This is a genomic window from Paenibacillus tritici, assembly GCF_018207515.1.
In the GTDB taxonomy this organism is placed as follows: Bacteria; Bacillota; Bacilli; order Paenibacillales; family Paenibacillaceae; genus Paenibacillus_AQ; species Paenibacillus_AQ tritici.
Map to the genome: position 1 here is coordinate 2,917,026 of NZ_CP073365.1, position 13,471 is coordinate 2,930,496.

Consider the following 13,471-nt stretch of genomic DNA (forward strand, 5'->3'; position numbering starts at 1 on the left):
ACCGGGAATGAGGAAGCCGTTAATCATGCTGCTCTCGATTCTCTTCAGTATGAGTGTGCTGGCAGGCTGTACATCGTCAAGCTCAGGCAGTCAGGCCGGCGGGCATGAACCGAATCTTGAAATGTCCTTTGAAGGGGGCGGTCTGAAGTCCGCCTTTGGCGATACAGCTGTGAATGGCATGAAGGGCGTTCTGGAGAATAAGCAGCTCCGGCTGTTTATGGATGAAGCTACCGGGAGTATCGCCGTCAAGAACCAGGCAGACGGAAGCATCTGGTATAGCAATCCGCCTGATCGTGAAGCCGATGCCAAGGCCAGCGGAGACAATAAAGACCTGTTATCCGCGCAGCTCAAGCTGGATTTCTACAATAATCTGGGCCAGGTCAGCTCTGTCAATTCGTATACGGACAGCGTGGCCCACAAGCAAATGAAGCTGGAACAGACGCCGGAAGGCGTCAAGGTCTTCTACCAGTTCGGCACGACCGCCAAGACGGCGGAGGATCTGCCCATGATGGTGGGCAAGGAGCGGTTCGAGGAGAAGATTGTGAGCAAGATGGATAAGACCGGGCAGCGGACGATGAAGATCGCCTACACCTTCGATGAGGAGAAGGGCGTGTATAAGCGTAACGATGAAGCGCTGAAGGGGCTGCAGCTGGATCGTACCCTGAAGGGCTTCGAGGAAGCTGGGTACACCGAGGAGGATCTGCAGCAGGATATCACCGAGAACAACCTGAGCCAGACTAAGCCGGTGCCGCGTATCTTCCAGCTCGCGATTGAATACTCCCTTGACGGGGATCAATTGGTAGTCAAGGTTCCGGCAGCGGACATAAGGTATCCCGCCGATTATCCGGTGAATGATATCTCCGTCCTCAGCTTCCTGGGAGCCGGCGGGAGTAAGGACTCCGGTTCCATCCTGGTGCCGGACGGCTCCGGGGCGCTGATTCATTTCAACAACGGCAAAACCCGGTACCCCGCGTACAAGCAAGCTGTATACGGCAAGGACGGGTCCATGGAGCTCACGGACGCTTATGCTCAGCAGCAGGAGGTGAAGCTGCCGGTGTTCGGCTTGATCCGCGAGCAAGGCGCGATGCTGGGCATTATTGAGCAGGGCGCATCGCTGGCCACGATTAACGCCGATACCAGCGGCAGATTGAACGGCTACAACTACGTGTATCCGAGCTTCACTCTGATCGCCAAGGGGGAGGTCACCCTGACATCAGCCGAACAGAACCGTACCCTGCCAAGATTTCAGCAGGAGCCGCCCAAGACGGATTACGTCATCCGGTATGCGTTCCTGAGCGGAGACGAGGCGTCTTATCCCGGCATGGCGCAGTATTACCAGAACTATCTGACCCGGCACGGCGGACTGCCTGAGGCGCAGGCGGCGGGAACGCCGGAATCCCCTGTGAGTACGCCCTTTTATCTTGAACTGGTGGGCGGAATTACCAAGACGAAGCATGTGCTGGGCATTCCTTATCAATCGCTGGAGCCGTTGACCACCTTCGATGAGGCAGAGACTATTCTGAAGCAGATGCAGCAGCGCGGCATTGACAATATCCGGCTGAAATATGCCGGCTGGTTCAACCGGGGCCTCGATCACAAGGTGCCGGACCGGCTGTCCGTGGACAAGGCGCTCGGCGGCAGCAAGGGGCTGAACCAGCTGACAGCGTTCGCCAAGGAGCAAGGTATTCAGCTATTCCCTGACGTTGCGCTGCTCAGAGCGAACCAGACCTCCGGCTTCAGAGTGAACCAGAAGGCTTCCCGGATGCTCAGTGAAATTCCGGCAGCCGTCTATCCGTACAATATGGCCTTGAACCGGCGGGACCGGACCGTCAGCCCGGCCTATATTATATCACCGGCCAAGGTCGGCGGATATGTCGATGCCACGCTGAAGGGGATCGGGCCGTTTGATACCGGCGGCATCTCCCTGAGAGACATGGCCGATCAATTGAACAGCGATTTCCGCAAGAATCAGGAGATCGACCGGGCAGCGTCCGAGCAGATATCGGTCCAGTCGCTGGACCGGATCACCGGACAGTCGCTCCGTATTCTCGCGGACGGCGGGAATGCTTATGCGCTGCCGTATCTGACCGATATTACCAATGCACCGGTGTCCAGCAGCCAGTTCAAGCTGGAGGATGAGGAGATCCCGTTCTATCCGATGGTGGTGCGGGGGTATGTGAACTACACAGGCAAGCCGTATAATCTGTCCACCTTCACCAGCCCGAGACAATATGTGCTGAGAAGCCTGGAGTATGGGTCCGGCCTCTATTACGAGTGGATTCATGCGCCTAATTACAAGGTGAAGGATACAGACTTCGGCAACCTGTACGCGGTCAATTATGAACAATGGATCAATCAGGCCGCCGATATGTATCTGGAAGTCAACGCGGTGATGAAAAACGTGCAGAATCAGCGGCTCACCGGTCATGAGAAGCTGGCAGACGGTGTCTATAAAAGTACCTATGAGAACGGTCTGTCCGTCATCGTCAACTATAACCGGACGGCAGTCCTTGCCGAAGGACGCACGGTGGAAGCCGAAAGCTATATTACGGGTGGTGAGCAATCTTGAAATCCATACTGAGACTGAACCGCAGAACCTATAACGATCAAAAGGCATTAATGGGCTTCTTCTATGTGCTGCCCTGGCTGCTCGGCTTCATCTTCTTCTTCCTGATTCCGTTGTTGTCTTCGCTGCGCTACAGTCTAAGCTCGGTGCAGGCCAACTCCGACGGACTGATTATTCATTTCAGCGGCTTGCAGAATTATGTGGAGGCGCTGACGGTGAATACCGAATTCAACCGTTCGCTGGCCGATGCCATCCTGAATATGGTCATTAATGTGCCGCTCATCGTCATCTTCAGCCTGTTTCTGGCGGTGCTGCTGAATCAGAAGTTTATCGGCAGATCGCTGGCCCGGTCTATCTTCTTCCTGCCGGTTATTCTGGCCTCCGGGGTGATTCTGAGCCTGGAGAGCACCAGCCTGATTCAGGCCGTCAACGATCAGAATGCCGGGGCCGGTGCGATTCAGGGCCTGGGTACGTTCGAGCTGGAAGGAATGATGCTGGATGCGGGCTTAAGCGAATGGGTGGTTGATTATCTGACCAGCGCCGTGGGCCGAATATATGATATTGTCAGCCAGTCCGGTGTACAGATTCTGATCTTCCTGGCCGGCATCCAGACGATCTCGCCGCAGCTATACGAGGCTTCCAAGATGGAAGGGGCAACTGGATATGAAGCTTTTTGGAAAATCACCTTCCCCATGGTCAGCCCGCTTATTCTGGTGAATGCCATTTATACAATTATCGACTCCTTCTCCAATAACGCCATGACCGATTTGATCCGGGAGACCGGCTTCACCCAGTTCAACTTCGGACTAAGCTCGGCGATGGCCTGGCTGTATTTCGCAGCCGTTGCCTTGATCCTGGCTGTCAGCAGCTACCTGATTTCGAGGAAGGTCTTCTATTATGATTAAAAGGAGGATGGGAACATTGCATGCGAACCGTTTGCTGTCGCTGGAACGCTGGAAGAAATGGATATGGTCCTTCGTGCGGCTGACGCTCATTGCAGGCCTGGCGTTCGTGATCCTCTATCCGGTGCTTCAGAAGATTTCCACGGCCTTCAAGGATAAAAGTGATCTGTATTCGCCAATCGTCGTCTGGCTTCCCGAGCATTATACGCTCGACAATTTCATTAAGGCGATCGGCATCATGGATTACTGGCAGGCCCTGCTGAATACCTTCACCCTGTCGGCGCTGACTACGCTTCTGACCGCCATATCCTGCGCTCTTGCAGGGTACGGCTTCGCCCGGCTGAAGTTCAAGGGAAGCCAGCTTCTGTTCGCCGGGGTCATCCTGACGATCCTGGTTCCGCCGATTACGATTCTGATTCCGGTCTATCTGAATTTGAAGGATTTCAGCCTGATGGGGCTGATTCCGCTGCTGACCGGCAAATCGGTCAATCTGCTTAACACTTACTGGCCGTTTATCTTAACGTCAGCAACCGCGAACTCCTTGAAGGCGGGGCTGTACATTTTCATCTTCCGGCAGTTCTTCAGGGGGATTCCCAAAGAGGTCGAGGAAGCGGCTTATATCGACGGGGCAGGCGTGGGCAAGACCTTCTACAGAATTATGCTGCCCAACGCCATACCTTCCATTGTTACGGTGCTGCTCTTCTCGTTCGTGTGGCAGTGGAACGACAGCTTCTTCACTACGACCTATCTGACGTCCAGCAAGGTGATGGCTACCCAGCTCGGCTCGCTGCCTTATAATCTGGCGATTCTGCTGGAGGACGGGGCCAATTCCAAGGCAGACCCTTTCTATCTGAGCATGGTTCAGGATACCGGGATTCTGCTGGCGATTCTGCCGCTGATTATCATCTACCTGTTCGTGCAGCGGTATTTCGTGGAGAGTATTGAACGTACAGGAATTGTCGGTTAAACCGTGAATGACGAGAGGGAGAGGATGACTGTGACCAAAAACGGCAGACAGAAGCTCCCGGCCAGACTGGCCCGGAGCCTGGTCTTCGCCGCAGCGATCCTGTGGCTGTCCGGCTGCTCCGGCCCGGGCGGCAATGCCGCTCCGGCAACCTTGCCGCCGGAGCAGCAGGAGAGCGGAGGGGTATCCGCGACTGCGGCCCCGTCTCCGGCAGCGGCTTCCACTGCAGCCCCGGCCGCTACAGCTTCGCCCGAAACTGCAGCGGAGCCTGCGGTGCAGGCGGAGGTTCCCCAGCTTGCGGCGGCGTACGCCGATTACTTCCGCATAGGGGCTGCGGTTGAACCGGACCAGCTGGAGGGACCGGCAGCCGAACTGCTGAAGCGGCATGTGAACTGGCTCGTGGCCGAGAATGCCATGAAGCCGGATGCGATGGAGCCCGCAGAGGGCAGCTTCACCTGGGAACGGGCGGACCGCATTGTGGATTTCGCCAAGGAGAACGGCATGGAGCTGCGCTTCCATACGCTGGTCTGGCACAGCCAGACGCCGGATTGGTTCTTCCGGGATGAGGCGGGCGGAGCCATGGTGGATGAGACCGATCCATCGAGACGCGAAGCGAACAAGAAGCTGCTGCTGAAGCGGCTGGACAGCTTTGTCACCACGGTGGTCAGCAGGTATAAGCAGGATATTACCTCCTGGGACGTCGTGAATGAAGTCATCGAGCCGGGAGACCCGGACGGTATGCGGGCCAGCAACTGGTACAAGATTACCGGCACCGGATTCATCGAGACGGCCTTCCGGGCGGCCCGCAAGGCCGGGGGACCGGACATCAAGCTGTATATCAATGACTACAATACAGAGGATCCGGTGAAGCGGGACATATTGTACGGGCTGGTGAAGGACATGCTGGAGAAGGGGGTACCGATTGACGGGGTGGGACACCAGACCCATATTAATCTGGAATACCCCGCTACTGAGCGCATTATAGAATCGCTGGAGCTGTTCCACACTCTGGGACTCGACAATCAGATTACCGAGCTGGATATGAGCCTGTACGTCTATAACGATCTCAGCGATGTCGGCCCGGAGGTTCCGGGGGACATCCTGCAGCGGCAGGCTGAGCGGTACGGTGAACTATTCGCTGCGCTGAGGGCGCGCAAGGAGCTGCTAAGCGGAGTCATGTTCTGGGGAATCGCGGATGATCATACCTGGCTTAGCACCTTCCCGGTAGCCCGGACCGAGGCGCCGCTGCTGTTCGACAGGCAGCATCAGCCCAAACCGGCGTTCCAGGCGGTCACCGGCTTCTAAGTAGTAAAGATATGGTAAGCCGTGCAAGAATTGCACCTTACAATTCCTTTTGCTTTGCTTGGATAATATAATATTCCGGTATATATATATTCTTGCAAAGTGAGGTTGCAACTGGTGCCCAAAACAATCAGGAACAGAATGATCTGGACTGTCGCAGCATGTATGGCCGTAGGGATGTTGACCGCTTGTGAGAGGAACCATAGTCTTCCGGAGCGTTCTCCGGTCCCTCAGGGACAGACGGGGGGCGCTCCGCTATATCAGGAGCCGGGTCTAAGCAGGTATGATCCGCCCGTTGAGCTGTCTTTCGTGCGCGAGAACAACGATGCGCTTGAAGAGATCCTGAAGGAATTGCCGGGGGAGACGCTGGAGCATAACCGCTGGACCGATCTGTATGAAGAGGTGCTGGGCATTAAGGTCACCTATGACTGGACCGAGTGGAGCTCCATCTACTCCCGCAAGCTGGGGGTATCCCTGGCCTCCGGGGATATTCCCGATATTGTGCGGGTGAATGCCTCGCAGTTAAGAGTGCTCAGCAATGCGGGGCTGATCCAGGATCTGACGGAGGTCTACAGCAAGTATGCCACGCCGCTGACCCGGCAGGTGCTGAGCGAGGAAGGCTCCGGACCCTTCGATACCGCCACCATTGACGGCAGGCTTATGGCGATCCCGGAGACCAATTCGTCTATTGAGGGCGCAATGTTCCTGTGGATTCGCACGGACTGGCTGGAAGACCTGGGCCTGGAGCCGCCGCAGACGATGGAGGATGTGCTGGCAATCTCGAAAGCGTTTACCGAGCGGGACCCCGACCGGAACGGCAGGCAGGATACCTACGGGCTGGCAACGACCAAATACCTGTGGGACCCGGTAATGGGACTTACCGGGTTTATGGCCGGTTATGGCGCGTATCCTCGGATATGGACGCAGGACAAGACCGGCAAACTGGTCTATGGAGGCATCCAGCCGGAGGTCAAGAAGGCCCTGCTGGTGCTTCAGGACATGTACCGGACGGGGCAGATCGACAGGGAATTCGCCTTCAAGGACGGGGTCAAGGCCAGCGAATGGATCGAGAATGAACAGATCGGAATGCTGTACGGCGAGCAGTGGGGATCATTCCTGGTTCAGCTCAGCCGTACACATAATCCGCAGGCCCAGTGGCAAGCCTTCCCGCTTGTATCGGAATCCGGGGCCCCGCCGAAGGTTCCGCTTCCGTTCAGCACCAGCCATTTCCTGGCGGTCAGACAAGGGATAGCGCATCCTGAAGCGCTCATCAAGCTGATCAACCTGCATCTGGAGAAGAACTGGGGAGCGACCAGCGAGGTAGAGCGGTTCTATAACGCTCCGCAGGCGGTATGGAAGCTGTCGCCCGTGACGCCGTTTCCGGTCCGGAAGAATCTGGAGGCCTTCCGGCAATTGGAGACCTTCCGGCGGGACGGCGATGCCTCGGTGCTTAAGGATGAAGCGAAGACGATCCAGAAGCGGATTGCCGCCTATGAGGCCGGAGGCCCGGATAGCGAGACAGGCTGGGGCTGGGAGAAGACGTACGGGGTTTCGGGTGCTTTTTCCATCCTGGACAGGTATGAACGTAAATCTCAGCTGCTCTATGAGAGCTTCGTCGGTGCACCTACAGAGACGATGATCGAGAAGCAGAATATTCTATACAATCTTCAGATTGACTCCTTTCTGGATATCATTCAGGGAAGACCGATCAGCCAGTTCGATGATTTCGTGGCCCAGTGGAACAAGCTTGGCGGCGAGCAGATCACGGCTGAGGTCAATGAATGGTACGCGGAGAAGGGCGGGAACAGGAAATGATCTGGCCTGAAATAAGCATCGGAGGCGGTACACTTGCTTAAATTTCCTGCGGTGTCCATGCGCCACACTATTTTTATCCGGATGGTCGTTACTTATCTCGCTATTATTCTGCCGATTCTGCTGCTTGGCCTCTATCTGTACAACTGGAGTTACCGCAATGCAAGCCAGGATCTGTCCAGAGCCACGCTGTCGCAATTGACCTATTACCTGGAGGACCTGAACCGCGAGGTGGAATGGATGGAGATCCAGCAGTATGATCTTGCCCAGGATACCGAACTCAACAAGATTGCCGTAACCTGGAGCTACATGGACGATGTGGAGAAAAGAGAAAGCCTGAACTACGTTACGCAGCGGCTCACCTCCCTGAAGAACAGCAGCGCCTACATCGGGGATGTGTTCGTTCATATCCGTACGATCAACAAAACGCTGTCCGCGATGAACGGCATTGATGAGCTGGACAGCGGCAAGTTCAATTTCTTCCGGTCCGTTGATCTGAGAAAAGAAGGCCGGCTGATCAACTGGAACAACGCCCTGGAGCTGAGCGTGACCCAGTCCAGCGGCAGAATGGGCGAGCCGCCGCTGTTCATCGTGCAGATTGAGCTGGACAATATGAAGCTGAAGGATTCGCTGCGCGCCATTAACACTTATGAAGAGAGCGGCTCTCTGCTGGTCTCGAGGCAGACGGATTATGCGCTCGGAACCGAGAACAGCTCCCCGGAGCTGATTGAGAGCTATCACCAGGCCATTGATGAAGGGAACCTGTACAACTGGGAGCTGAACGGAACACGGTATCATATCGACAGCTTCACCTCCGACAAGCTGGGGATGGCTGTAGCCACCTATTTGCCGGAGCAGGCGGTCAAGCGGCCGCTGACCAAATTCGTGGTCTGGGCCTGGCTGTTCGCGGCGGCGTCCTTCCTGGCGGTGCTGATCTATTCCTATGCCACCTATAAGTTCGTACAGAAGCCGCTGCTTGTACTGATCCGCAGCTTCAAGCGGATGGAGAGCGGCTCGCTTGACATTCAGATTGACCATGCCCGCAAGGATGAATTCGGGTATCTGTATCTGCGCTTCAACCAGATGCTCAGCAGGCTGCGGATGCTGATTGATCAGGATTACACCCAGAAGCTGATGATGCAGCGGGCGGAGCTGAAGCAGCTTCAGTCGCAGATCAACCCGCATTTTCTGTACAACAGCTTCTTCATTCTCAGCTCGCTGGCCAAGCAGGGGGACAGTGCCCGGATCGAGGACTTCTCCGGTATGCTGGGTGAGTATTTCAGATTCATCACCCGTAACGGGGAGGATAATGTCCGGCTCGCGGAGGAGACAAGGCATTCCCGGATGTATACCGAGATCCAGAAGATGCGGTTCTCCAGACGCATTCAGGTCCGGTTCGACGAGCTGCCGGAAGCCATGGAGGAGCTGCGGGTTCCGCGCCTGATTCTTCAGCCCATTATCGAGAATGCCTATGAGCATTGTCTGGAGAAGCAGGCGGAGGAGGGGGAGCTGCGGGTTGCTTTTGAGCAGGGGGAGGAAGAGATCCGGATTATTGTCGAGGACAACGGAAGCGGACTGACGGATGAGGCCATCGAAGCCTTACGGCAGCGGTTGAATCAGAATGACGGAACGCAAGAAATCACCGGCATGGGCAATATTCACCGGCGCATCCAGCTCATCTACGGGGAAGGCAGCGGCTTGTTCCTGCATAGAAGCACGCTGAACGGCCTCAGGGTCGAGATCCGAATCAGACTGACAGGAGGTGAAGGGCTTGTACAGACTTTTGATCGTTGACGATGAAGAGATTATCACGGACGGCTTATACGAGGCCTTCAATCAGCTTATTCCCGATAAGCTCGATGTCTACAAGGTCTATTCAGCCAAAGCGGCACTGGAGTGGCTCTCCCGCACCCGGATCGATATTGTGCTGACAGATATTCGGATGCCCGGGATGAGCGGACTCGAAATGTCTGAGCAAATCCGTGAATTCTGGCCGCGGTCGAGGATTGTATTCCTGACCGGCTACAGCGAGTTCGACTATGCCTACAGGGCGCTGCAAATTCCCGGTGCCCGTTACCTGCTGAAGACGGAAGGCTTCGACAAGATTATTGAGACGGTGCAGGAGGTGCTGCTGGAGATTGAGCAGGGCAACCAGCTGAGCGAGCTTCTGGAGCAGTCCAGGGAGCAGCGTGATTCGATGGAAATAGCGGCGCAGGGCGATTATCTCCGTCATCTGCTTCAGGACAGCCAAGTCTTGTGTGCGGAGGTGCAGACGTTAAGCACGGATTTCCGCAAGCTGGGCATCAGCCTGGAGCCGGGGTCCCCGGTGATGCTGATTCTTGGGCGGCTCACGTACCCGGAGGGCACCTCCTACATGGACCGGAGCGAGATTCTGACCTCTTCCCGGCTGATCTGGAATTCCCATCTGGCGGAGATGACCCGGCATACCTGGCTGGTGGACAGACACGGGGATCTCTTGTGGCTGCTCCAGCCTCTGCATCATGCCGAGGCCGTATTTGGCGGGCATCTGTCGCGGTATCTGGAAGGGACGCTGGAGCTGATCCAGGATTCCTTCCGGCAGACACTTGGCCTGCCTGTTGCTTTTACGGTCAGCGGCTCGGCCTGCGCCTGGACGGAGATCAGCCGTCATTACGAACGGCTCCACCGGCTGCAGCAGGTGAAGATCGGCGACGGCATCTCCATGGTGCAGATTGACCGGAGCGGCCCGCCGGAGCCGGACGGAATCAGGGAGGCGGGAGTCCGGCTCCAGCAGCGGGTGGAGAATCTTGCGGCACATCTGGATGCCGGCCGGCGGGAGCGGTTCGCAGAGACACTTGAAGAGATCACGGAAGGCATCCATTCCAGCGTCTCTGTAGAAGAAGCTGCGGAGCTGTATTATACCGTTGCTGTTGTCCTGCTGTCCCATTTGAACCGTTCGGAGCACTATAGCCTTGTCCATGAATATGGCAAGCTGATGAGGCTTGATGAGCATTCGTCCCTGAAGGAGGGCTTCCATTATCTGGAGAAGCTGGCCTCCGATCTCTTTGAGCTTAGAAGCACGGCCGAGAAGGAACGCTCCTCAGAGGTGATTGAACGGATCTGCGAGTATATCCATAGCCATCTGGGCGAGGACCTGTCCCTGGTGCGGCTGGCGGAGCTGCACTATTTCAACCCGTCGTATCTGTCCCGGTTCTTCAAGCAGGAGCAGGGCATCAATCTGTCGGAGTACATTGACCATTGCCGGGCGGTGAAGGCGAAGGAGCTGCTGGGGAACGAGGCGCTCAAAATACGCGATGTGGCGCTGTATGTCGGCTATGAGGCCCCCCATTCCTTCACCCGGTTCTTCAAAAAAATGACGGGGATGACTCCCCAGGAATTCAGGGAGTCTCTGCCTGTAAATCTATAATCTGTCAGTCTATTAACTATAATCAGACAGGTTTCCCCCCATCTTCCTGGAGAGTACAATTCAATTGTATTCGCTTTCATTAGTACGGCATAAGCCGATTCCTGAAACAAGAAGGAGATGGGTATCTGTGAGAAAAAGGAAGTTGAACTGGTCCATCAAGCTGCTGGTTATGATGGCGTTGCTGCTGGTTCCTATGCAGACCGGCGGCGGTACCGCAAGTGCCTGGGAGGGAACTCCCGTGTCCAAGCTCCATGTCAGCGGCAACCAGCTGGTGAACGGCAGCGGACAGCCTGTACTCCTCAGCGGCTGGCATCAGCCTACAGGAGCCTACTGGACGTATCAGAACAGCAATTATTATCTGAACCGCAACGCAGGGAACCGCCATGCGGCCACCCTGGAGTACCTTAAGGAAATTACGGACACCTTCACCAGCACCTCTGGCAAATACGGCAACAGCCATGGCTGGTACTCGAACCAGGTCCGCTTGTTCATCGACCGGGAGGATATGGGGGATGTGGCGGCAGGGACCTATAACTTCGCAGGTCTTCAGGCTGCCACCCAGAATGTGATTATCCCTTATGTCCAATATGCCAAGACGAAAGGGCTGTATGTCACGCTGGGGCTTGATTTCACCCTGCTGGATAACAAGGCGACCACCCAGGCCAATCTGGACAAGTTCAATCAGATCTGGGGTTACCTGGCCTCCCAGCCGGCCCTCAAAAGCGCGGATAATGTCATGTTCGAGCTGGTTAACGAGCCAGTGCTGAGCGATGTGAACGGACAATGGGGCGGAAATCCCTCCCAGCCTAACTTCGCGGCCTTCTGGAATTCACTGAAGAACTTCCAGAACTCCATGATCTCCACGATCCGCAGCAAGGGCGCGGATAATGTGATCTGGGCTGCGGGACTCGGATGGGACCAGCATTATCAGCTGACCGCATCGAATCCGCTTACGGACCCTCTGAACAACTACGGCTATGCCGTACACTGGTATCCGGGCTACGGCGCGTATGACAATTTCAATTCGCTTCAGCAGATCTGGGATAGCAGCATCAAGCCAGCTGCCGATAAGTACCCGATCAATATTACCGAGACCACCTGGTTCAAGAGACAGCCGGGAGACTCCGACTATTGGGATCTGTTCAACGGTACGAACGCAGGCTTCGGCAAGAACACCAAAGCGATCTTCACCGCAGCCGGTAATGTCAGCATTGCCGTCCATATGAACGGCTTCCTGCTGGACCCCGGCCCCAAAAGCTCCTTCGCAGACCCGGACGGCGGACTGATGTATGACGGCAATGCCACCCGGGACGGAATGGCGCGGTTTATCTTCGAATGGTATTATGAGCGGGCGCAGTTCAATCCCTGGAACGGCGTATGGAACGGGGTAACCAACAATGCGAAGTATAAGCTGATCAACCGGGCGTCAGGCAAAGCCATTGACGTTCCGAACGGGCAGAATACGAACTCCCTTCAGCTTCAGCAATGGCCGGAGAACACTGCGGCTGCCCAGCAATGGACAGCTACCGATATGGGTACGTACAATAACGTGTACCGGCTGCGCAGTGTGAACTCTTCGGACAACAAAGTAATGGATGTGCGAAACGGAACGAAGAATAACGGCGAAGCCATCCAGCTTATGCAGGATTTGAACAACACGGCCCAGCAGTTCAGACTGATTAAGCTGAGTAACGGGTACTGGAGCATTCTGAACGTGAACAGCAACAGAGCTGTTGAAGTCACAGGAGCCTCCACAGCTGACGGTGCGAAGCTGCAGCAGAACCTGTACCGCGGCGATCTGCACCAGCAATGGAAGCTGGTTCAGGTGAATTAAAGGGTAAGCGCAAAACGCAGAGCTTCCTTCTCCTGCGGGGTCCGGGATCGTACCGGACTCCGCAGGGGGACGGGAGTTTTTTGCGGTGGTGCGGGGGGAAGAGGGCGGGCGTGGGAGCAATGTGTGCGAAAGGATGTAATGCGAATAGATGTGATGCGAAGGGATGTCATGCGAAGAGATGTAGTGCGAAGAGATGTAAAGAGATTAGGCGGATGCCGCAGTAGAATAGTTCGGGGTTCGGCTCTAATGGGGAGCACCCTCCCTGTGAAAGAAGTGGAAAAAGGACACTTAATATTCTCGAATTATTCAATCTAAGATCAGTAGGTGGAAAAAGTACAACTAAATAAGCGAATATCCTTATTTTTTGGATAAATAGGGTTATTAAGTGCTGTTTTTCCACTTGCTAAAGGGATGTAGAGTTACTTCATATAATTAGTTGTACAATTTCCACTTACGTCCCATGTTTTGTCACGAATCAGAAGCACTTATCGCCCCCCTGCTACTTAGAAGAACATACCTTACCGGGTACTGCCACAGACTCATATCAAGCGGCTCATTCCCCGGTCTGCCTGTTCTGCCATTCGTTGAGGTCCACGCAAAGCAACATACGTCGATATGAAAGCAACGTGAAGCTATAGATTACAAGGATTATATGTGTTTAAATACATAAATAATACAGCATTTG

8 protein-coding genes are annotated in these 13,471 nt (G+C 55.4%); all 8 read left to right on the plus strand.

What is annotated here, in order from left to right:
• Positions 1-7 precede the first annotated feature (7 nt).
• Positions 8-2,569 carry a DUF5696 domain-containing protein gene (locus KDC22_RS12150; RefSeq protein WP_211723204.1) on the plus strand — a complete coding sequence of 854 codons (2,562 nt, stop codon included), beginning with the start codon at positions 8-10 and terminating at the stop codon, positions 2,567-2,569.
• Positions 2,566-3,471, plus strand: a complete 906-nt coding sequence (locus KDC22_RS12155; RefSeq protein ID WP_246553511.1) for a carbohydrate ABC transporter permease — start codon at positions 2,566-2,568, stop codon at positions 3,469-3,471. The genes KDC22_RS12150 and KDC22_RS12155 overlap by 4 nt, the downstream gene beginning before the upstream one ends.
• Positions 3,472-3,478: 7 nt before the next feature.
• Positions 3,479-4,435: a carbohydrate ABC transporter permease gene (locus KDC22_RS12160; protein ID WP_425517030.1), complete on the plus strand. Its 957-nt coding sequence runs from the start codon at positions 3,479-3,481 to the stop codon at positions 4,433-4,435.
• A 24-nt stretch (positions 4,436-4,459) separates the two neighbouring features.
• Positions 4,460-5,737 carry a glycoside hydrolase family 10 protein gene (locus tag KDC22_RS12165; protein WP_211723205.1) on the plus strand — a complete coding sequence of 426 codons (1,278 nt, stop codon included), beginning with the start codon at positions 4,460-4,462 and terminating at the stop codon, positions 5,735-5,737.
• A 138-nt stretch (positions 5,738-5,875) separates the two neighbouring features.
• The gene (locus KDC22_RS12170; RefSeq protein ID WP_246553513.1) at positions 5,876-7,549 is read left to right on the plus strand and encodes an extracellular solute-binding protein; all 1,674 of its coding nucleotides are present in this window, start codon (positions 5,876-5,878) and stop codon (positions 7,547-7,549) included.
• 33 nt (positions 7,550-7,582) lie between these two features.
• Positions 7,583-9,340 (plus strand): sensor histidine kinase, encoded by a 1,758-nt coding sequence (locus KDC22_RS12175; protein ID WP_211723206.1) that lies wholly within the window; start codon positions 7,583-7,585, stop codon positions 9,338-9,340.
• Positions 9,318-10,952, plus strand: a complete 1,635-nt coding sequence (locus KDC22_RS12180) for a response regulator (RefSeq protein ID WP_211723207.1) — start codon at positions 9,318-9,320, stop codon at positions 10,950-10,952. Before KDC22_RS12175 ends, KDC22_RS12180 begins: the two co-directional genes overlap by 23 nt.
• A 127-nt stretch (positions 10,953-11,079) precedes the next feature.
• On the plus strand, positions 11,080-12,786 hold the full coding sequence (locus KDC22_RS12185) for an RICIN domain-containing protein (protein ID WP_246553515.1): 1,707 nt from the start codon (positions 11,080-11,082) through the stop codon (positions 12,784-12,786).
• Positions 12,787-13,471 lie beyond the last annotated feature (685 nt).

What these genes read in the sequence shown, in the direction of transcription:
- KDC22_RS12170 (WP_246553513.1), top strand. Translation starts at nt 5,876, where the DNA reads ATGATCTGGACTGTCGCAGCATGTATGGCCGTAGGGATGTTGACCGCT.
- KDC22_RS12150 (WP_211723204.1), top strand. Translation starts at nt 8, where the DNA reads ATGAGGAAGCCGTTAATCATGCTGCTCTCGATTCTCTTCAGTATGAGT.
- KDC22_RS12165 (WP_211723205.1), top strand. Translation starts at nt 4,460, where the DNA reads ATGACTGTGACCAAAAACGGCAGACAGAAGCTCCCGGCCAGACTGGCC.
- KDC22_RS12160 (WP_425517030.1), top strand. Translation starts at nt 3,479, where the DNA reads ATGGGAACATTGCATGCGAACCGTTTGCTGTCGCTGGAACGCTGGAAG.